This window comes from Nocardia speluncae NBRC 108251, assembly GCF_001613245.1.
GTDB classification, from domain to species: Bacteria; Actinomycetota; Actinomycetes; order Mycobacteriales; family Mycobacteriaceae; genus Nocardia; species Nocardia speluncae.
Map to the genome: position 1 here is coordinate 81,254 of NZ_BDBZ01000001.1, position 21,272 is coordinate 102,525.

Below are 21,272 nucleotides of genomic sequence, written 5' to 3' on the forward strand. Positions count from 1 at the left end.
AGGTATGTGTAGTGGGACAGCCAGGGCTTCGTCCGCAGAAGACCGCGATGTTGGTCGCACAGCGCATTGTCGAGGGAATCAACAAACGCGGCAACAAGGTCGGTGACAAACTGCCACCGGAACGGCTGATGCTCGAGGAGTACGAGATCGGCCGGGGAACGCTGCGGGAATCGCTGCGGTTCCTCGAACTCCAGGGCGTTATCGCCCTCAAACCGGGCCCCGGTGGCGGCCCGATCGTGCAGCAACCCGACGGTATGGGTCTGCAGACCGCGATCACGCTGCTGCTGCAGTTCGAGAACGCGCCTTTCCGGACCATCGTGGAGGCCCGCACAGCGCTCGAGCCGATGATGGCCCGGCTCGCCGCCGACCGGATCAGCGACGAGCAACTCGCCACCCTGAAACATTCGGTGGACCATATGCGCGAGCACATCGACGACGAGGAGATCTTCGTCGAGATGAGCCGGGTCTTCCACGACACCATCGCGCAGGGGTCCGGGAATGCACTGTTCGGCTATCTGATCCACGCGCTGCTGGATATGCTCGACGGCTCCGCGGTGGGGATGGAGTACCCGGAACGCCACCGCGTCGCAACCTGCGATATCCACGAGAAGATCTACGACGCGGTAGCCGCTGGGGATGCCGGTGCGGCGCTGGCCGCGATGGAGGAGCATATCGACGCGATCTGGCGGTACGAGGAGAAGAATTACCCCGAGGTCCTCGATACTCCGATCGCGTGGGGGTCACGCGGCTGATCCACCGGCGAGGCCGGTGGCCCGGCCCCGCGCAGGCGAAGGAGCCGATCGGCTTGTCTTCACCTTGTGGCGTGCCTATCGGATTGCGGTACAACGGAACCGGTGCTCCGTAGCGCCGACCCGGACGGTTCTCCTGCGCCTACCGGTAGTTGCCGGTAGGCGCAGGAACCCGATCCGGTCAGGGTCGGTAGGGGTCGGCCCGCTCCACCGGCGGCGCCGTCTTCCAATCGGGCAGGCCGTATTCCGGGGTGCCGACCGGGGATTTACCGCCCGACAGATGCGTCCACTGCGCGTGGTTGAGCTGGTGGATGGAGAAGCAGGCATCGAGTGCAGTGGTGAAGCCCATCGCGTCCTGACTCTGATTCACCGAATCCTTCACCAGCAGGGCCGCCATACTGGGCACCCGCGCGATCCGGCGGGCGAACTCCAGGGTGTTCTCGCCGAGCTCGCCGGCCGGGAAGATCTTGTTCACCATGCCCAGTGCGAGGGCGTCCTCGGCATCGAGGCTGTCACCGGTGAGTAGTAGCTCCTTGGCCTTGCGGGGGCCGAATTCCCAAGGGTGGCCGAAATATTCGACACCGCACACGCCCAGCCGGGTGGCGACGACATCGGCGAACCGAGTGTCGCGCGCCGCGACGATGAGATCGCAGGCCCAGGCCAGCATGAGGGCGGCGGAGAAGACGTTTCCGTGCACCTGTGCGATGGTGATCTTGCGGAGCTTGCGCCACCGCCGGGTGTTCTCGTAGAAGTAGTGCCACTCCTGGTGGAAGCGGGATTCGACGGCATCGTGGGTGGCTCCGGTGCAGGTGAACGACCAGTGCTGATCGGGTCCGGGCTCGCGTTCGGCCCGGTAGTCGGAGCTGCCCAGGTCGTGGCCCGAGGAGAATACGGGTCCGTCGCCCGCGAGAATCACCACGCGCACCGTATCGTCGGCCTCGGCCCGCAGGAAGGCGTGGGTGAGCTCCACGAGCAGGCCGCGGTTCTGGGCGTTGCGATATTTCGGGCGGTTCAACACGATTCGCACGATCGTGCCGTCGTCGTGCGTTTCGTAACGCAGGTAGCGGTAGTCCACGGGGGTGGCAGGATCGAGCAATGCGTCGGTCATGGTGAATCCTTTTCTGGTCAGGCGGATCCGGACGGCATCCGGATCAGCCCGCGGGCTTGATCGAGAAGTGCCTGCGCGACACCGTGGAAGCGGTGGCCGAGCGCGATATCGGCCTTTCCGGCGCGGGCGCGCGCATGGGTGCCTTCGAGGATGATGGCGAGCCGGTAGCAGGCCAGGACCTGATACCAGTCGAAATCGGACATATCCCGGCCGCTGACGGCGGCGTAGCGGGCGATGAGCTCGTCGCGCCCGGGGAGTCCGTCCAGCTGCCGGGCCAGCCCCACGGTGCGGGTTTCGGTGGGGTCGGGCCAGGTCGCGAGGAGGTGGCCGAGGTCGAGTAGGGGATCGCCGACGGTGCCCAGTTCCCAGTCGACAACGGCGGCCACGGCCGGCCGGTCGCGCCGGAACATGACATTGCCGAAGTGATAGTCGCCGTGAATGATCCCCTTGCGCCAGGCCGCGGGCCGGTGCGCGTCGAGCCAGCGGCCGATCTCGTCGACCCCGTCGAGTTCGGGACCGGACCGGCCGTCGAGCTCGTGATAGGAGTCGAGCTGGCGCCGCCAGCGGCCGACCTGCCGGTCGAGCCAGCCGTTGGCCCGGGTGAGTTGGGCTGCACCGAGGACGGATGGATCGACGGACCCGAGCGCGGCCACACTGTCGACCATGGACAGGCCCATCGCATGCTGCCTCTCGGCGGATGAGGCATACGGTTCGGGGACCTCGGTCGTGGCGGTGAATCCTTCGACCGCCGCCATGACGAAGAAAACGCACCCCATGACGTCGAGGTCGTCGCAGGCGGCGACGAGGCGGGGGTGGGGTACCTCGCTACCTGCGAGTGCAGCGAGGAGGCGGGCCTCCCGGCGCATCGTTTCGTCGCTGTTGCCGCGCTTGTGCAGGGGTGGGCGGCGGAACACGTAGTCGGTGCCGTCCCGAGTGAATTTCACCAGGATGTTCTGGGTGCCTCCGGTCAACGGGACGATATCGGTGACGGGCCCGGTGCCCACCTCGTTGCGGTCGAGCCATGACGTCAGTGCGGTGACGTCCACCGGGTCCTGATCCCTCATCGATCCACCTCATGCCTTCCCTGTGTGACGTGTGACTGGTGGTGCCGTCGCACGCAGCGATCGGAGGCACCCACTTACCGGAGCCTACACATTCCTACGAACCATTGTCATGATTTCTTTCATATTCCGGCGCATAGTTGTTATCGTTAGCCGCGACGGGCCCGAATGTCTCCTGCCGCGTGGCTCGGCACCTCGGGTGCACATCAACAATCCAAGCGTTCTCACCAGGTGGTGCAATGGGTATCGAAATGGTTCTGGACATGGCCGCATCGGTCCATCCCGATCGGCTCGCTCTCGGGCGGCGCGATGCGGGTATGACCTATCAGGAGCTGAGCGACGTGTCCTCGGGCGGCGCCGCGGTCCTGGCCCGGCACGATGCCGCGCATCTCGTATTCGTGGGCGTGAACGGCCCGGTGCTACCGGTGCTGACCTTCGCCGCGGCCCGCTCCGGGATTCCGCTGGCGCCGATGAACTACCGGCTGGCCACAGACCAGCTGCGCGACCTGGTCGGGCAGCTCGAACGACCGCTGATCGTCGCCGACCCCGCATACCGTGACCAACTGGACGGCGCCGCCGAGACCGTGCTGACCAGTGCGGAGTTTCTCGAACGGGCCCGGACGGCCGAACCCCGTACCACCGACCCCGCCCCCGACGACGCCACCGCCATCGTGTTGTTCACCAGCGGTACCACCTCCGCGCCCAAAGGCGTGCTGCTACGCCACCAGCATCTGCTGTCGTATCTGCTCAATACCGTGGAATTCGGGTCCGCCGCCGAGGACGACGCGACCCTGGTCAGCACGCCGCCCTACCACATCGCCGGTATGGGCGCCGTGCTCAGCAATATCTACGCGGGCCGCCGCATGGTGCATCTGCCCGACTTCACTCCGCAGAGCTGGCTCGATATCGTCCGCGGCGAGCGGATCACCAGTGCCATGGTGGTGCCGACCATGCTCGCCCGCGTCGTCGAGCACCTGAACGGTGCACCGGGCAACGCATCGGACCTGACGTCACTGGCCTACGGCGGTGCCCGGATGCCGCAACCCGTTCTCGAGCGCGCGCTCCGTGCCTTCCCCGAGACCGGATTCGTCAATGCGTACGGGCTGACCGAAACCAGTTCGACCATCGCGGTGCTGGGCCCTGACGATCACCGTGCGGCGATGGCGGATCCCTTGCTGCGCGGGCGGCTGTCGTCGGTGGGCCGGGTGGTTCCGGGGATGGAGGCCGAGATCCGGGACGAGGACGGCACCGTGCTGGCCGCGGGCGGAACAGGCCTGCTGTGGGTGCGGGGTGCGCAGGTCAGCGGCGAATACATGGGCAAAGGGTCGGCGCTGGACGCCGACGGCTGGTTCCCGACCCGCGACCGTGCCCGGATCGAGGACGGTTACCTCTATATCGGTGGCCGCGCCGACGACACCATCATCCGCGGCGGCGAGAACATCGCCCCGGCCGAAATCGAGGATGTGCTGGTCCATCACGACGATGTGCGCGAGGTCGCCGTGATCGGCGTACCGGACGACGAATGGGGCGAACGGATCTGTGCGGTGGTCGTGCCGGCCGGGCCCGAACACGCCGATACGGCGGCCATCCGGACCTGGTGCCGCGAACGCCTGCGGGGCTCGCGAACGCCCGACGAGGTCGTCTTCGTGGACGAACTGCCCAAGACACCCACCGGGAAACTGGTGCGCCGCGATCTCGTCGCCCAGGTCACCGCTGCGAACTGACTGTTTCTCACCACCTGTTCCACCTGGAGGATTCATGCGTAGTGCTGTGCTCGTCGACGTCGTCCGTTCGGCGTCGGGCAAGGGCAAGGCCGGTGGCGCCCTGTCCGAAATCCACCCGATCGATCTGCTGGCCGAGGTGCTGCGGTCCCTGGTGGCGCGTAACGATATAGATCCCGTGCTCGTCGACGATGTCATCGGCGGCTGTGTCGGCCAGGCCGCGGAACAGGCCGGCAATATCACCCGCTCCGCCGCCCTGGCGGCGGGACTACCCGAATCCACCCCGGCCACCACGGTGACCCGCGCCTGCGGTTCGAGCCAGCAGGCGGTGCACTTCGCGGCCCAGGGAGTGCTGGCGGGCTCCTACGATGTGGCGATCGCCTGCGGTGTGGAATCGATGAGCCGCGTCCCGATGGGCACCGCACCGATGGGCCGGGACCTGGTCGGCGCCGGGCTCGCCCAGCGGTACCCCGAGGGCTGGATCAGCCAAGGGGTTGCCGCCGAACTCGTGGCAAAGAAGTACGGGCTGAATCGCGACGATGTCGACCGGTACGCGCAGGAATCGCACCGGCGGGCCGCGGCCGCAGCCGCAGCCGGGCATTACGACCGTGAGATCGTGCCGGTGCCGGTGCCGGGCGGTGCGCATGGAACCGATGAAACGATCCGTGCGGCGACCACGCGCGAAAGCCTGGCCAAGCTGCGGGCATCGTTCCACTCCGAGGAATCGGATCGGCGTTTCCCCGGTTTGGGCTGGGTGATCACACCGGGTAACTCCTCACCGCTCACCGATGCGGCGGCCGCGACCCTGATCATGTCGGAGGAGAAAGCGGCGCAACTCGGGCTCACTCCGCGCGCCCGCTTCGTCGACTTCACCGTCGCCGGTGACGACCCGTTGTACATGCTGACCGCACCGATCCCCGCGACCCGCACCCTGCTCGACCGCACCGGCCGCACACTCGACCAGATCGATATCTACGAGGTCAATGAGGCCTTCGCGTCCGTACCACTGGCGTGGGCGCGGGAATTCGATGCCGACCCCGCCCGGCTCAACCCCGCCGGCGGCGCCATCTCACTCGGCCACGCGATCGGCGCCTCGGGTGTCCGCCTGCTGGCCACCATGGTGGGCGAACTGGAACGTACCGGCGGCCGCTACGGCCTGCAGACCATGTGCGAACACGGCGGTATGGCCAACGCCCTGCTCATCGAACGTCTCTGACCGAAAGGCATTACGTGGACATCAACGGCAAGGTCACCCTCGTCACCGGGGGCGCGTCCGGGCTCGGCCTGGCGACCGCCCGGCAGGTGCTTGCTCAGGGCGCCAAAGTCGTCCTGCTCGATCTGCCGACCTCGAACGGGGTGGAAGTCGCTGCGGAACTCGGGCCGGATGCCCTTTTCACGCCCGCCGATATCACCGACGAATCCGCGGTGGTGGCCGCACTCGACGCGGCCGAGGAGTTCGGCGAACTGCGGGCGGTCGTCAGCTGCGCCGGAACCGGCCGGTCCCTGCGCGTCGTCGGCAGGCAGGGGGTTTTCCCGCTCGACGTGTTCACCCGTGTCGTCACGATCAACCTGATCGGTACGTTCAACGTGGTACGCCTGGCCGCCGAACGGATGTCGCGGCTGGGCCTCGAGGGTGAGGAACGCGGTGTCATCGTGACGACAGCCTCGGTCGCCGCATTCGAGGGCCAGATCGGCCAAGCCGCGTACGCTGCGTCCAAGGCCGGTGTCGCCGGGATGACGCTGCCGCTGGCCCGGGATCTGGCCTCGCTGGCAATCCGGGTCGTCTCCATCGCGCCCGGACTGTTCGACACCCCGCTGCTTGCGGGCCTGAACGACGAGGCGAAGGCCTCGCTGGGTGCCCAGACCCCACATCCGGGCCGCCTGGGCGATCCGCGGGAATTCGCCTCCTTGGCCGCGCATATCCTGTCCAACCCCATGCTCAACGGTGAGGTCGTCCGGTTGGACGGTGCCATCCGGATGGCACCGCGCTGATGGCTACGCCCGCGCCCCACAAGGAGGAACAACCATGACGGCTCCGGTACTTCCGCTGGAAGGCAAGGTCGCGCTGGTCACCGGCGGCAGTCGCGGGCTCGGCCGCGAAATGGTGCTCGCATTCGCGCACGCCGGCGCCGATACGGTCATCGTCAGCCGCAAGATCGACAGTTGCGAGAAACTGGCCGCGGAAGTCACGGCGGTCACCGGCCGCCGGGCGTTGCCCGTCGCCTGCCACGTCGGCGACTGGGATGCGCAGGACCAGCTGGTCAGCCGCGTCTACGAAGAGTTCGGCAAGGTCGATGTTCTGGTCAACAATGCCGGGATGTCGCCGTTGTACTCGAGTCTCGAGGAGATCTCGGAGGCGCTGTTCGACAAGGTCTTCGACGTCAACCTCAAAGGTGCGTTCCGCCTGACAACCCTGATCGCGCCGCGGATGGCAGCCGCCGGGGGCGGCTCGATCATCAATATCAGTTCCATCGCCTCGGAGCGCCCCACCCCCGACGACCTGCCGTACGCGGCCGCCAAGGCCGGGCTGAACATCCTGACCAAGGGGTTCGCGCAGGCCTACGGGCCGGCGGTGCGGGTCAACGCGATCATGGCCGGCCCGTTCCTCACCGATATCAGCAAGGCCTGGGATATGGACGCGGTCACCGAGAAACTGAAGGCGCTACCGCTGGGCCGCGCGGGTGAACCCGGCGAAATCGTGGGCGCCGCGCTCTACCTTGCGGGGCCCGCCTCCACCTACACCTCCGGTGCGATCATCCCGGTCGACGGCGGCCGCACCGCGATGCGCTGACAGCGCCCGCAGACCTCTTTTTCAGAAAGGAACCAGGATATGAGCTGGGGATTCGAGACCGACCCCGAGTACCAAAAGGTGCTCGACTGGGCCGACGAATTCGTCACCCGGGAGGTCGAGCCGATCGACCAGGTCATCACCCATGCATGGGATCTGCAGGATCCGTTGCGCCGGAAGCTGATCCCGCCGCTGCAGGACGAGGTCCGCGAGAAGGGGCTGTGGGCGACTCATCTCGGGCCCGAACTGGGCGGACAGGGTTACGGCCAGCTGAAACTGGCCTTGCTCAACGAGATCGTCGGACGCACCCATTCCGGGCCGATCGTCTTCGGCTGCCAAGCCCCCGATTCCGGCAATACCGAGATCCTCGCGCACTACGGCACTCCCGAGCTCAAGGAGCGGTATCTCGCGCCGCTCATCGAGAACAAGATCGTTTCCTGTTATGCCATGACCGAACCGCAGGGCGGCTCCAATCCGGTCGAATTCGAGACCACCGCCGTTCTCGACGGTGGCGAATGGGTGATCAGCGGCGAGAAATGGTTCGGTTCGAACGCGCGGTTCGCCTCGTTCTTCATCGTCATGGCCGTCACCGATCCCGAGGCCGAACCGCATCGGCGGCTGTCGCAGTTCATCGTCCCCGCCGAGACCCCGGGGCTCGAGATCGTCCGCAATACCGGCGTGTGGGGTCACGATTACGAGGTCGGCACCCACGCCTACACCCGGTGGAGCGATGTGCGGATTCCCAAGGACCACATCCTCGGTGGAGTGGGGCAGGGGTTCGAGGTGGCGCAGACCCGGCTGGGCGGTGGCCGGATCCACCACGCGATGCGTACGGTCGGTCTGGTGCGGCGTTCGCTGGACATGATGCTGGAACGGGCCGTCTCGAGGACTACGCGCGGTAGCCGGCTCGGCGATAAACAGCTGGTTCAGGAGATGATCGCCGATTCGTGGCTGCAGCTCGAACAGTTCCGGCTGCTGGTGTTGCGCACCGCGTGGCGGATCGACGAGGAGAACGACTACCGCAAGGTCATCAAGGACATCGCGGCGGTCAAGGCCGCGATGCCCAAGGTACTGCTGGATGTGACCTCCCGGGCCGTCCAGTTGCACGGTTCGCTGGGTGTTTCCAAGGAGCTTCCGCTGGGGAAATGGCTGTTCGAGGCGTATCACATGGGTCTCGCGGACGGCGCCACCGAAATCCACAAGATCGGGCTCGCCCGTCAGCTGCTGCGCGATGCCACACCGTACGACGGCCTGTTCCCCAGCTATCACGTGCCGGCGCTCCAGGTGCAGGCCCGGGAGAAGTTCGCGGCGGAACTCAGCGGCCTGGAGGAATAGGTCTTCTTGCGTTTACCACGGCCGAGTACCCCTGCCTCGGCACCACCCAGTTACCGATGACCGTACTGCGGCCGGTGCTGTCGTCGGTAGTAGCAAGGGGGCTGTCGACGAGCCTCGGGTGCCGGGGTACTCGGTCGACGACCGCTACGTGAGCCCCGGTCACTGCGTCGCTCGGCACGATCGCGGGCCGGTGGGTAACGGGGCGGCGGAGCGGTCCCGATCTAGTTGAGGCAAATGATTCGCATGAAAGCTTGACTTCACGCTAATTCAGGCGAATGATATTCACATCTTCGGTGACGTGGATCACGACCGAAGTACCTGCGGTCGCGCCGTGTGGTTACTCCCACTCGCCACCGCGTTCCATCCCTCAATCCTGCGGAGTTCACATGAGCGCATCAGCGCGCGCTTCGGGCGTGCGGCCCAACCGGCTGCGGCTCCTGATCGAGGTCCCGGCAGTCATCGTGCTCTTCGTCATGATGCTCCATGTGACCGCCAACGCCCTGCTTCGGGCGTTCGCCTCGAGCCCCATCCAGAACACCCTCGAGATCACGCAGTACATCTACCTGCCGATCATCGCCCTGCTCGGGTTCATCGCGGCCCAGGCGCGTGGCGAGCACATCGTCGCGGACCTGGTCACGCACCACTTCCCGCGTCCGGCCCGCCGGGGAGTTCTGTTCACCGGGTACACCGCGGCCCTGATCGTGACCGCCGGTTTCGCCTGGTTCGGTCTGGAAGAAGCCCTGCACGCCCGGGATATCGGCCAGACGGCGGGGGTATCGACCGTGGTGTCGTGGCCGGTGCTGTTCCTCGTTCCGATTGTCTTCGGCGTACTCACTGTCCAGTTCGGCATCGCCGCCGTGCGAGCGTTGCGCGGCGCCGAGGATGTGGACGAGAACGAGGACGCCACCGTGACCGGCGAACTCGACGGCGACAGCAGTACGGCCCCGGCCGGCACGACATCGGATTCGGAGAAGAAATGACCACCGCCGCTGCGCCCGCGGAGAATGCGGGCACCCGACCACTCACCCCGCCGCCGGTCGGGCCGAGCCGTACTCACCAGCTCCGTTCGTGGACCGTCTTCGGTGTCCTCGTCGCAGTGCTCCTGGGCACGGTTGCGGCGATGTTCATGCCGTTGAAGCCACAGGCGATCGGCTGTGCGGCCCTGGTGATGATGGTGACCTTGCTGCTGCTGCGGCTACCGGTCGCCCTGACGATGATCATTCCGTCGTTCGCGGGTCTCTACGCACTTCGTGGCGAGAAAACCGTGGCCAGTGCGTTGTCGTCGCTGCCCTACCATCAGGTGGCCAACTGGACCCTCAGCGTGGTCCCCATGTTCGTCCTGATGGGTTTGCTGATGTGGCGGTCCGGTCTGACCGCCAACCTCTACACGGTGGCGCGGCACTGGCTCGGATGGCTACCCGGCGGTCTGGCGGTGGGCACGAATGTGGCCGGTGCGGGCCTGGCGACCGTCAGTGGTTCCACCACCGGGACGGCGTATGCGCTCGGCCGGATCGGTATCCCGGAAATGCTCAAGGCCGGTTACGATCGCCGGCTCGCAGTCGGCGCGGTGATGGTGGCGGGCCTGCCCGGTCAGCTGATTCCGCCCAGTATCCTGCTCGTGCTGTACGCGGGGATCGCCGAGGTCCCGGTGGGTAAGCAGCTGCTCGCGGGGATCGGTCCGGGCATCCTGGTAGCGATCCTGTTCACCGTTGCGATCGTTTTGTACGCGGTCTTCGGCAAGGATCTGGCGGGGCCGGACCGGGGCCGCAGCACCGAAAAGGTGCCCTGGAAAGAGAAGGTCACCGGACTGGGGCAGGTGTGGCCCATTCCTGTGCTGATTCTCGTGATCGTGGGCGGGATGCTCTCGGGCATCTTCACCGCGACGGAGGCGGGTGCCGCAGCAGCGCTGTGCTCCGTGGGCGTGCTGTTGCTGTGGAAGCGTAAGACCGGCGGTGCGCTGCGGGCGCTCGCCGACGGCGCCGTCGCCACGGTGTCGACCGTGGGCGCGGTGTTCCTGCTACTGCTCGGCGTCGAGGCGCTGTCGCGGATGATGACCCTGAGCGGTATCAGCAACGGCTTCGCGGATCTGATCGCGGGATGGGAACTCGGCCGCATCGAGTTCCTGCTGCTGATGGTCGTGGTCTATCTGGTGCTCGGCGCGTTCATGGACCCGCTGCCGATGATGGTGCTGACCGTCCCGATTCTGATCCCGACTCTGGAGAACCTGGATATCTCGCTGCTGTGGTTCGGCGCGTTCACGGTGTTCATGGGTGAACTGGCGATTCTTTCGCCACCTGTCGGTGTGCTGTCGATGGTCATCCACTCGATCGCCAAGGATCCGGAGGTGAACCTCGGCCGCAACATCCCGCTGAAGGACGTTTTCGTCGCCGCACTGTGGTTCCTGCCCATGGCGATCGCGGTGGTGTTGCTGCTGATCTTCTTCCCGGAGATCTCGACATTCCTGCCGGACAGCTCGAGCGCGGGCTGATACCGGTCTTCCCGGGCAGTATCGCGCAGTTCGGCCGGAGCGGGTCCGCTCCGGCCGAACTGCTGTCAGGACCGGGGTGGTTCGGCAAGAACACCGGTATCGGTGAGCGCGGCGATCTCGGCGTCGTCCAGCGCGAGAACCTCCCGCAGGACTTCGCGGCCGTCGGAACCCAGATCGGCGGCCGGACCGGTCCGTAGATGGACACCGTCGAAGGACGCCGGCATAGCGGCGGCCAGGTACTCGCCGATCCGCGGCTGGGACAGTGTGGCGAACAGCGGATTGCGCTCGAGGTCGCCGGACCGGACGACCTGTTCGAAGGTGCGGTACCGCTCGTGCAGCACCGAGGAACCGGCGAGCGCCCGGCCGGCTTCGTCGGCGTCATGTGACCGGAACCAGCGCGCGAACAGGGCGGTGAGCAGGTCCCGATGTTCGAAGCGGTCGCTCTCGCGCCCGAAATCGGCGCCTAGGGCGGTTTCCAGTGCGGCGACGGTCTCCTGGGTTCCGGTGAGGGCGGTGAGATCGCGGAAATGCCGGGAAGTCAGCGCAACCACCATGAATCGGACGCCGTCGGCGGTGACGAAGTCGGTGCCGTAGGTGCCGTAGACATCGTTACCGGTGGCCGGTCGGCCGGTGCCGTTGACCTGTACCTCGGTGAGGTAGCCGAGCGTTCCGGCGGTCGCGAGGGCGACGTCTTCGAGGGGGAGCACGATGTGCGACCCGGCCCCGGTGGTGGCGCGGCGGTGGACTGCCGCCGTGATCGCGAGGGCGGCGTGCAGTCCGGCGGCGATATCCCATGCGGGCAGTACATGGTTCACCACACCGTCATGGTCGCTGGGGCCGGTGATCTGTGGGAAGCCGAGTGCGGCGTTGACGGTGTAGTCCACGGCGGGCCGGCCGTCGCGGCGGCCGAGGAGTTCCAATGTGATGACGTCCGAGCGCAATGCGCAGAGCGTGTCGTGGCTCATCCAGGCCCGGCCGCCCGTGTTGGTCACCAGGATTCCGTTGCCCGGCCCGGGTGCGGTGACCAGGCGCCGGACGATGTCCTGGCCGGATTCGCTGCGCAGATCGAGGCCGATCGACCGCTTACCCCGGTTGAGGCCGGTCCAGTAGATCGATGCTCCGGTGCCGGTGAGCGGCCAGCGGCCGGTATCGGCGGCTCCGCCGAGCGGGTCGATCCGGATGACCTCGGCGCCGAGCTGGCACAGCGTGAGCCCGCACAGGGGGGAGGCGACGAAACTCGAGATCTCGACGATCCGGAGTCCGGCGAGTGGGCGGTCGGAACTGTGTTCGGGTGCTGTCATGCCGGTAGTCCTTCGTTTGTGAGTGCCGCTGAGCTGGGCGGATCATAATTAATGATAATAAATCACACCATAGTATTGACACGCATCTTTACCGGCAGCGATACTGCCTGCATGGCCACCATTTCGGCAGTCGGTCCGGAAGATTTCGCTGACATCCTGGCGCAGACCCGTGCGTTCATTCGCAAGGAAGTGCTGCCGCGTGAGCAGGAGATCGCGGATACCGACCGCATTCCCGACGATATCCGCACGAACGCCGCGGCAATGGGCCTTTTCGGCTACGCGATCCCCCAGGAGTGGGGCGGTCTGGGGCTGGACCTGACCCAAGATGTCGAACTGGCAATGGAATTCGGCTACACGTCATTATCGCTGCGGTCGATGTTCGGCACCAACAACGGCATCGCCGGCCAGGTGCTGGTGGGTTTCGGTACCGAGGAGCAGAAATCGCGCTGGCTCGCCGATATCGCGTCCGGAGAGGTCGTCGCCTCCTTCGCCCTCACCGAACCCGGCGCGGGATCGAACCCGGCCGGACTGCGCACCAAGGCAGTCCGGGAGGCCGACGACTGGGTGATCAACGGCGAGAAGCGTTTCATCACCAACGCCCCACTGGCCGATCTGTTCATCGTCTTCGCGCGCACCAGGCCTGCCGACGAGAACGGCACCGGGATCGCGGTGTTCCTCGTCCCCGCGACGACGCCGGGTGTGGAGGTCGCGCCGAAGGACCGCAAAATGGGTCAGGAGGGAGCCTGGACGGCCGATGTCCATTTCACCGATGTCCGGGTACCGCACGCGGCGCTGGTCGGTGGCAGCGAGGATGTCGGATACCGGGCCGCGATGACCTCCCTGGCTCGGGGACGCGTGCATATCGCCGCCTTGGCTGTCGGCGCGGCCCAGCGCGCGCTCGACGAATCCGTCGCCTACGCCGCGACGGCCACCCAAGGTGGGACGCCGATCGGTGATTTCCAGCTGGTGCAGGCAATGATCGCCGATATCGCCACCGGAGTCCTGGCGGGCCGCGCAATGGTGCGGGAAGTCGCCGCCCGCTACGTCTCCGGTGCGGACCGGCGGACCGGCCCGTCGGCCGCGAAACTCTTCTGCACCGAAATGGTCGGTAAGGCAGCCGATCTCGCGGTCCAGATCCACGGCGGGTCCGGTTACCTGCGGGAAGTCGCTGTCGAACGGATCTACCGCGATGTGCGGTTGCTGCGGTTGTACGAGGGGACCAGTGAGATCCAGCGTCTCATCATCGGTGGCGGTCTGGTGAACGCCGCCAAGAAGTCGGCCACGGCCGGAGGGCGCTGATATGCCGTCCGACGCAGTAACCGCCGATGCCGGCCTGCCGCTCGCCGGGTTCACCGTTGTCAGTCTCGAACAGGCCGTCGCGGCCCCGATCGCGACTCGGCACCTCGCCGATCTGGGCGCGCGGGTGATCAAGGTCGAACGGATCGGTGAAGGCGATTTCGCCCGCAACTACGACGCCGCCGTGCACGGGCTCGCCTCGCATTTCGTGTGGTTGAACCGGGGTAAGGAATCGCTGTGCGTCGACCTCAAGGCCGACGCGGGACTTGCCGCGGTACGTGCGCTGATCGCCGGGGCGGATGTATTCGTGCAGAACTCCGCGCCCGGGGCGGCCGAGCGGCTGGGGCTGGGCGCGGACGAACTGCGCGCTGATCACCCCGAACTGATCGCGGTCAATATGTCCGGGTACGGAACCTCGGGCCCCTTCGTGGATCGCAAGGCCTACGACATGCTCGTCCAGGCCGAGACCGGGCTCGTATCGATCACCGGAACCCCCGAGACGGCCACCAAGACGGGTATCCCGACCTCCGATATCGCGGCCGGGATGTACGCACTGTCGGCGATCCAGGCGGCGCTGCTCCGCCGGGAACGGACCGGGACAGGCGCCACCATCGATATCGCGATGTTCGACGCGACCGTCGAATGGCTCGGGCATTCCATGTACATGCAGATGTACCAGGACATCCAGATCAAACGGATGGGACTGTCACACGCCTCGATCGCTCCCTACGATGCCTACCCGACCAGGGACGGGCAGATACTCGTCGGCGTACAGAACGACCGCGGCTGGCGCACGCTGGTCACCGAGGTGTTCGAGCGCCCGGATCTCGCCGGTGATCCGCGGTTCGCGACCAATATCGAACGGGTGCGGCACCGGTCGGAGGTCGATGCGGTGGTCGGCGAGCTCACCGCGGGATTCGATACCGCCGACCTCGACGACCGCCTCGCTAAAGCGGGTATCCCGGCCGCGCAGCTGGGCGATATGAAAGATCTGATCGCCCATCCCCAGTTGTCGGCGCGGGACCGGTGGCGTGAGGTGCAGACCGAGGCGGGCCCGATCCGTGCCGTCCTGCCGCCCATGACCTTCCGCGATATCGAGCTGCGGATGGGCGCGGTGCCGGCCCTGGGGGAGCAGACCGATGCGGTGCTGGCCGAAATCGGTGTGGACGCAACGAGGATCGCGGAACTGCGTTCGGCCGGAATCGTGCAGTAGCGCGCTCGCGCCTCGTATTCACAGATCAACGGATTGGAGCGGCAATGGGACTGCTGGCAGGAAAGGTCGCCGTCGTCACGGGGGCCGCGCAGGGGATCGGCCTGGAGATCGCGCACACCTTCGTTCGTGCGGGTGCCGAGGTCGTGGTGGCCGATATCGACGACGAGGCCGGCGCGCGGGCGGTGGCCGAGCTGGGTGGGGCGGACAACGCCGCGTACGTGCATTGCGATGTGCGCGACGGCGCCGCGGTGTCGGACTTGGTGAATACCGCTGAGGACACGTTCGGTCCGCTCGGCGTGTTCGTGAACAACGCGGGGATGACCCGGGACGCGACCATGCGCCGGATGCGCGAAGAGGATTTCGACGATGTGGTCGCGGTCCACTTGAAGGGCGCCTGGAACGGTACTCGCGCGGCCGCGAACCGGATGCGTGAGCACGGGGCGGGCGCGATCGTGAACATCTCGTCGCTGTCCGGCAAGGTGGGTCTGGTCGGGCAGACCAACTACTCGGCCGCCAAGGCCGGGATCGTGGGTCTCACCAAGGCTGCGGCCAAGGAGGTCGCGTTCAAGAATGTGCGGGTCAATGCCGTGCAACCCGGGCTGATCCAGACCGCCATGACCGAGGCCATGCCCGAGCGGATCTGGGAGCAGAAGATGGCGGAGATCCCGCTGGGGCGTGCCGGCCGGCCGAGTGAAGTCGCCTCGGTGGTGTTGTTCCTGGCCAGCGATCTGTCGAGCTATATGACGGGCACGGTGCTCGAGGTGACCGGTGGCCGGCTGATGTGACCGGTGCCGGGGTCGCTGTGCGACCGGCGAGTCAGGGGTTGAAACCTTGCCATAATTCATGACTATGATTATGGTGAACTGGCGAATAATTCGCATCCCGGTAGGCGTGGGAACAGCCCCGTACCACCGGTGCAATCCACAGCGAAGGAGTGAAGATGTCCGACAACACCGCAGGCACCGAGGCCGGCAACGGCAGCCGGTTGCGCTGCAACGAATGCGGCTCGGAAGCAATCGTCACAACCGCCGGCGGTTCCGCGCTGACCTGCTGCGGCGTCGCACTCGAGATCACTTTCGCCGGTCGCTGACCGCATCAGACCGAGGAGAAGCCCGATGAACGAAACCGGTAAGCGCTACACCTGCGCCACATGTTCGACCCAGGTCATCTGCGTCAAGAAGGGTGAAGGCAGCTTCACCTGCCACGGTGCGCCGATGGAACTGCTCACCGCCAAACCGCTGCCCTCGTCCGACTGAGGACCGCGGCACCACTCGGAAGTCAGGTGCCGCGTTATCGCGCGCCACGGGCGGGCGGTGCGGCAAATTGTGCAACAGAAGGAGTCTCTGATGGCTGGTCCACTCGACGGACTCGTCGTGATCGACGCGAGCTGGGGAATGCCCGCGGCCATCTCGACGATGCTGCTCGCCGACTACGGCGCCCGGGTCGTCAAACTCGAACGTCCCGGCGGACCGGCCGATGCGGACTCCGTCCTACGTAAATCGACCGATCGCGGGAAGTGGAGCGTCGAGGCCGACCTCAGCACTCCCGAAGGCCGCGCGATCGCCGAGCGGCTCGTGGCCGGCGCGGACGTTTTCGTCGAATCCTTCGGCGCGGGCCGGGCCGATGCGCTCGGCATCGGCTACGACGCGTGGCACGAGAAATTCCCGGAACTGGTGTATTGCTCGGTCACCGGATACGGCACCGACGGGCCACTCGCCGACCGTCCCGGTTACGAGGCGCTGCTCAACGCGCGCCTCGGCCAGATGGCCGAACAGCAGGGGCATCGCGACGGACCGGTCTTCATGGGGCATCCGACGGTGTCCTACGGGACAGCATTCATCACCACGATCGGCATCCTCGCGGCGCTGCGGGCCCGCAAGATCAACGGCGCCGGGCAGAAGGTCGATACCTCGCTGCTCGACGGCATGTTGGCGATCTCGTCGATGAACTGGTGGTGGAACGAGCAGGACATCTCCTATCTCGCCCGCAGCGGAAACCAGAAGGGTTTCGGCAGTAAACGACTCATCACCGACCCGTTCCAGTGCGCGGACGGCAAATGGCTGATTCCGCACACCGGCGGTCCGGGTTCCTACAAGCGAATGATGGATCTACTGGGATTCGGTGAGCAGACCCAGACCATCGCCGGACCGGAGATGGCGGTACCGCTCGATGAGGTGGAACTCGATATCGCCCGGAACAAGGTGCCGGAGGCGTTCCGGTCCCGGCCGCGCGACGAATGGCTCGAACTGTTCCACGCCGCCGATATCGCGGCGCTGCCGGTACTGCATCCCGAGGAGACCTTCGCCGACGATCAGGTGCGGTTCGCCGAGATCGCGGTCGATATCCCGGACCCCGACCACGGCACACTCCGCCAGATCGGCCCAGTGATCCGATTCGAGAAATCCGCGCCGGGCACGCCGGATCCCGCGCCGCGGCCCGGCGCGCACAACGACCGGACCGACGAGATCACCCGCTCGCCGCAGTGGGCACCCTCGCCGGCCGGCGACCCGGTGGCCGCACCGCTTCAGGGTGTGCGCATTCTGGACTTCAGTTCCTATTTCGCCACCGGCTTCGGGGCGCGGCTGCTGTCGGACCTCGGCGCCGAGGTGATCAAGATCGAACCGCTGATCGGCGACCAGATGCGCCCCCTCGGCGACCTGTTCGAAGGCGCCAACCGCGGTAAGCGCACCATCGCGCTCGACCTGCGCTCCGCCGAAGGACAGGAGATCGCGCACCGCCTCGTCGCCGACGCCGACGTGGTGATGCAGAACTACCGTCCCGGAAAGGCCGAGAAGATCGGCCTCGGTTACGCGCAGCTGAAGGCGATCAATCCCGACCTGATCTATGCCTACCTGCCCGGATTCGGTTCTGCGGGACCGAAATCCACGCTGAAATCGTTTGCGCCGCTCGTCTCCGGCCTGGTCGGGCTGAACTTCGAGGGCGCCGGTGCGGGTAATCCGCCGATCCGCCGGGTGATCGGCAACGAGGACCTCTACAACGGATTCCTCGGTGCCGTCACCGTGCTGCTGGCCCTGCACCACCGGGCCAATACCGGTGCGGGACAGTACGTCGAGAGCCCGCAGTTGCATTCCAGCCTGTTCGTGATCAGCGAACACTGCGCGACCGTGGACGGCGCCGCCGTACCCGCTCACCAGCTCGACGCCGAGCAGATGGGTCTGTCGCCGCTCTACCGGCTGTATCGCACGGCCGACGGCTGGATCGCGATCGCGGTCTTCGGTGACGCGGCCTTCGGCCGGCTCACCAGTGCCCTGAACCTGGGCGAGCCGGCCGCCGACCCGCGCTTCACGACCACCGCCGACCGGGCTGCGCACGCGAACGCGCTGGCACAGCGGCTCACGGACCGGTTCGCGGAACTCACGAGCGCCGAGGCGTTCGCGGTGCTGGACGGCAACAAAGTGGCCGCCGAGATCCCCCTCGACTATCCGATCATGCCCGAACTGCTGTGGGAGGAATGGGCACTCGAATCGCAGCGCGTTGTCGAATACCACCACCCGGAATACGGCTGGTCGCGCGAGGTCGGCATGGTGATCCACCTGTCCGATACGCCCGGCCGGTTCAAGGGCGGCAGCCCCCGGCTGGGCGAGCATTCGGCCGAGATCCTGGGCGAAATCGGCTACTCCGCCGACGAGATCACCGCACTGATGGCGACCGTGTGCAAGCCGCCCACGGCCGCGGCAAAGGAATCCTGAACCATGGATATCACCTATCCCGCCGAAGCAGAGGCGTACCGCGGAAGAATCCGTGCGCTGCTCGAATCGAAACTGCCGCAGGAGTGGCGCGGTATCGGCGCGCTGTCGGAATCCGAGCAGCAAGATTTCCTCGACAGCTGGCGCAAAGTTCTCTCGGACAATGATCTGCTCGCCGTTTCCTGGCCGGAAGAGTACGGCGGTGCCGGCCTGTCGAGTATCGAACAGGTGGTGCTGAACGAGGAGCTCATGCGGCTCGGCGTACCGGACGGCACCGAGAACGACACCCTGGGTATCAAACTGCTCGGCAACACGATGACCGTACTCGGCACCGAGGAACAGAAACAGTACTTCCTGCCCCGGATGCTGTCCGGTGAACATGTGTGGTGCCAGGGCTATTCGGAGCCCGAAGCCGGCTCGGACCTGGCCGGAATGCGCACCCGCGCGGTCCTCGAGGGTGACGAATGGGTGATCAACGGCCAGAAGACCTGGACTTCCCAGGGACACAAGGCCAATTGGATCTTCGTGATCGCCCGGACCGATCAGACGGTGGCCAAACACAAAGGCTTGTCGTTCCTGCTGGTGCCGATGGACCAGCCGGGTGTCGAGGTGCGGCCGATCGTCAACGCGGCCGGTTATGTCGCGTTCAGTGAGGTGTTCTTCACCGACGCGCGGACACCCGCTTCCTATGTCCTCGGCGGTGAGAACGGCGGGTGGAACACGGCCAACACGTTGCTCGGCTTCGAGCGCGGGGTGCGGGCCACCACCGATGCCGTTCGCTTCGGCCGCGAGGTCGAACGACTCATCGAACTGGCCCGCGAGCGCGGTCTCACCGCCGATCCCCGGATCCGCGCCGAACTGGCCTGGTGCTGGTCGCGGGTGCAGACCATGCGTTTCCGCGGCTACCGCGCGCTCACCAAACTGCTCAACGGCGGTTCCTACGGTGTGGACGGTTCGTTCTCCAAGGTGATCTGGAGCGAATTCTTCCAGCGGCTCACCGAGGTCGGGATGCAGATCCTCGGCCTCGAAGTACTCACCCCGACCGGCGGCGGCAACGACGGCATGCTGGTGACCCCCAATCCGGGCGCCGACAATTCGTCGCGCTGCTGGACCGATATCGCGCTCTACGCCCGCGCCGCCACCATCTACGGCGGCAGTTCGCAAATCCAGCGCAACATCATCGGCGAACAACTGCTCGGGTTGCCGAAGGAGCCCCGTCTCGACGGCGGGCCCTTCCAGGACATCGGACGCCGTCAGAGCGCCTGATTCGCTGCTTTCCGCCATCACCGTGGCGGAACGGAAGAACGGAAAGTTACACCGTGTACTTCGCTTTCGACTCCGACCAGGAGGAGTTCCGGAGCTCGCTGCGCCGTCTCCTGTCCGAACGTGCCCCGATGACCCGCGTGCGCGAGCTCGCCGAACACGGCACCTACGACGCCGAGACCTGGCAGCTGCTGACCTCGAACATGGGGATTCCGGGCCTGCATATCGCCGAGGAGTTCGGCGGCGGCGGATTCAGTGTCCTCGAAACCGCGATCGTCGCCCAGGAGCTGGGCCGTGCGCTCACCCCGGTGCCGATGCTCACCACCACCGGCGCCATCGAAGCCGTCCTACGGCTCGGCAGTGCCGAACAGTGTCGGGCTCTGTTGCCGAAACTCGTCGACGGCAGCGCGATCGGCGCTCTCGCTCTCAGCGGAGCGCAGGACACCACACCCGGTGCCGCGCAGGTCCGTGCCACCGGTGAGGCTTCCGCCCCGCTGCTCACCGGCCGGCTCGACTACGTCGCTTTCGGGCATGTGGCCGACCTGCTGGTGGTGCCCGCGCTGATGCCTGCCGGGGATAAGGTGGCTCTGTATGTCGTCGAAACGGGGGCAGCCGGTGTGTGTGTTACGGCGCAACCTTCACTGGACTCGACCCGCCCCGTGGCGACCGTCGAGTTGACCGATACCCGTGCCGCCCTGCTGGGGTCGGATCCGGAATCGATCGGCCGTGTCGTCGATCTGGTGCGCACACTGCTCGCGAACGAGGCACTCGGCGCGGCCGAGGCCGTGCTGGAGATGGCGGTGGCGTACGCCAAACAACGCGTCCAGTTCAACCGCCCGATCGGCTCGTTCCAGGCGATCAAGCACAAATGCGCCGATATGGCCATCGCGATCGACGCGGCGCAGGCGACGGTGATGTACGCGTCGATGTGTGCCGAAGAAGACAACGAGGAATTCCCCCGTGTCGCGGTCATGGCGAAATCTCAGGCGGCGGAATGCTTGTCCCTGTGCGCGTCGCAGAACATCCAGATCCACGGCGGCATCGGGTTCACCTGGGAGGCCGATCCGCATCTGTACTTCCGGCGGGCCAAGGCCACCGAACCTCTGTTCGGCGACCACGCCCACCACACCGACCTGCTCGCCGACCTCGTCGGTATCTGATCCGGAGCCCTGCCAACGCCCGCAATCTCCGGCATCGGCAGATCCGGCGCAGTCCCGCACCGCACGATCCGGAGTGCAACGC

Annotated in this window: 19 protein-coding genes; 16 read left to right on the forward strand and 3 right to left on the reverse strand. The window is 66.5% G+C overall.

The annotated features are described in order from the left end of the window. The first annotated feature begins 47 nt into the window (after window positions 1-47). Window positions 48-752, forward strand: a complete 705-nt coding sequence (locus NS6_RS00385) for a FadR/GntR family transcriptional regulator (protein ID WP_084470492.1) — start codon at window positions 48-50, stop codon at window positions 750-752. Window positions 753-930: 178 nt separating this feature from the next. On the opposite strand, the gene NS6_RS00390 is transcribed toward NS6_RS00385, so the two are convergent. Together NS6_RS00390 and NS6_RS00395 are read right to left on the reverse strand one after the other, a co-directional pair. Beyond that, complete coding sequence (locus tag NS6_RS00390) at window positions 931-1,857, reverse strand: enoyl-CoA hydratase (RefSeq protein ID WP_068035145.1); 927 nt, start codon at window positions 1,855-1,857, stop codon at window positions 931-933. Between the two features lie 17 nt (window positions 1,858-1,874). After that, a complete protein-coding gene (locus tag NS6_RS00395; protein WP_068035147.1) occupies window positions 1,875-2,921 on the reverse strand; it encodes a phosphotransferase family protein in 1,047 nt (348 codons plus the stop codon). 236 nt (window positions 2,922-3,157) lie between these two features. Here NS6_RS00395 and NS6_RS00400 point away from each other — a divergent pair, with 236 nt between their 5' ends. The 7 genes from NS6_RS00400 (at window position 3,158) to NS6_RS00430 (ending at window position 11,250) form a co-directional block, all read left to right on the forward strand. Further along, complete coding sequence (locus NS6_RS00400; RefSeq protein ID WP_068035148.1) at window positions 3,158-4,642, forward strand: class I adenylate-forming enzyme family protein; 1,485 nt, start codon at window positions 3,158-3,160, stop codon at window positions 4,640-4,642. Window positions 4,643-4,676: 34 nt separating this feature from the next. Continuing rightward, a complete protein-coding gene (locus NS6_RS00405; RefSeq protein ID WP_068035149.1) occupies window positions 4,677-5,855 on the forward strand; it encodes a thiolase family protein in 1,179 nt (392 codons plus the stop codon). Window positions 5,856-5,869: 14 nt separating this feature from the next. After that, complete coding sequence (locus NS6_RS00410; protein ID WP_068035150.1) at window positions 5,870-6,631, forward strand: SDR family NAD(P)-dependent oxidoreductase; 762 nt, start codon at window positions 5,870-5,872, stop codon at window positions 6,629-6,631. 34 nt (window positions 6,632-6,665) lie between these two features. Next, window positions 6,666-7,430, forward strand: coding sequence for an SDR family NAD(P)-dependent oxidoreductase (locus tag NS6_RS00415; RefSeq protein WP_068035151.1), 765 nt, complete (start codon window positions 6,666-6,668; stop codon window positions 7,428-7,430). A 39-nt stretch (window positions 7,431-7,469) separates the two neighbouring features. After that, a complete protein-coding gene (locus NS6_RS00420) occupies window positions 7,470-8,762 on the forward strand; it encodes an acyl-CoA dehydrogenase family protein (RefSeq protein WP_068035153.1) in 1,293 nt (430 codons plus the stop codon). A gap of 386 nt (window positions 8,763-9,148) precedes the next feature. Continuing rightward, window positions 9,149-9,742, forward strand: a complete 594-nt coding sequence (locus tag NS6_RS00425) for a TRAP transporter small permease (protein WP_084470493.1) — start codon at window positions 9,149-9,151, stop codon at window positions 9,740-9,742. Continuing rightward, entirely contained in the window at window positions 9,739-11,250 is a 1,512-nt protein-coding gene (locus tag NS6_RS00430) for a TRAP transporter large permease (protein WP_084470494.1), read from the forward strand. The genes NS6_RS00425 and NS6_RS00430 overlap by 4 nt, the downstream gene beginning before the upstream one ends. A gap of 65 nt (window positions 11,251-11,315) precedes the next feature. On the opposite strand, the gene NS6_RS00435 is transcribed toward NS6_RS00430, so the two are convergent. Next, a complete protein-coding gene (locus NS6_RS00435) occupies window positions 11,316-12,551 on the reverse strand; it encodes a CoA transferase (RefSeq protein WP_068035155.1) in 1,236 nt (411 codons plus the stop codon). 111 nt (window positions 12,552-12,662) lie between these two features. Here NS6_RS00435 and NS6_RS00440 point away from each other — a divergent pair, with 111 nt between their 5' ends. From NS6_RS00440 to NS6_RS00465, 8 genes are all read left to right on the forward strand, one after another. After that, complete coding sequence (locus NS6_RS00440) at window positions 12,663-13,850, forward strand: acyl-CoA dehydrogenase family protein (protein WP_068035157.1); 1,188 nt, start codon at window positions 12,663-12,665, stop codon at window positions 13,848-13,850. A gap of 1 nt (window position 13,851) precedes the next feature. Next, the gene (locus NS6_RS00445) at window positions 13,852-15,060 is read left to right on the forward strand and encodes a CaiB/BaiF CoA transferase family protein (RefSeq protein ID WP_068035159.1); all 1,209 of its coding nucleotides are present in this window, start codon (window positions 13,852-13,854) and stop codon (window positions 15,058-15,060) included. Between the two features lie 44 nt (window positions 15,061-15,104). Continuing rightward, window positions 15,105-15,845 (forward strand): 3-oxoacyl-ACP reductase FabG, encoded by a 741-nt coding sequence (gene fabG, locus NS6_RS00450; RefSeq protein ID WP_068035162.1) that lies wholly within the window; start codon window positions 15,105-15,107, stop codon window positions 15,843-15,845. A gap of 155 nt (window positions 15,846-16,000) precedes the next feature. Next, complete coding sequence (locus NS6_RS34475; protein WP_157112558.1) at window positions 16,001-16,150, forward strand: hypothetical protein; 150 nt, start codon at window positions 16,001-16,003, stop codon at window positions 16,148-16,150. A gap of 25 nt (window positions 16,151-16,175) precedes the next feature. Further along, on the forward strand, window positions 16,176-16,316 hold the full coding sequence (locus tag NS6_RS34480; protein WP_157112559.1) for a hypothetical protein: 141 nt from the start codon (window positions 16,176-16,178) through the stop codon (window positions 16,314-16,316). Window positions 16,317-16,406: 90 nt separating this feature from the next. Further along, window positions 16,407-18,770 (forward strand): CaiB/BaiF CoA transferase family protein, encoded by a 2,364-nt coding sequence (locus NS6_RS00455; RefSeq protein WP_084470495.1) that lies wholly within the window; start codon window positions 16,407-16,409, stop codon window positions 18,768-18,770. A 3-nt stretch (window positions 18,771-18,773) separates the two neighbouring features. Next, the gene (locus tag NS6_RS00460; RefSeq protein ID WP_068035165.1) at window positions 18,774-20,033 is read left to right on the forward strand and encodes an acyl-CoA dehydrogenase family protein; all 1,260 of its coding nucleotides are present in this window, start codon (window positions 18,774-18,776) and stop codon (window positions 20,031-20,033) included. A 53-nt stretch (window positions 20,034-20,086) separates the two neighbouring features. After that, complete coding sequence (locus NS6_RS00465; protein WP_068035166.1) at window positions 20,087-21,190, forward strand: acyl-CoA dehydrogenase family protein; 1,104 nt, start codon at window positions 20,087-20,089, stop codon at window positions 21,188-21,190. Window positions 21,191-21,272: the final 82 nt, after the last annotated feature.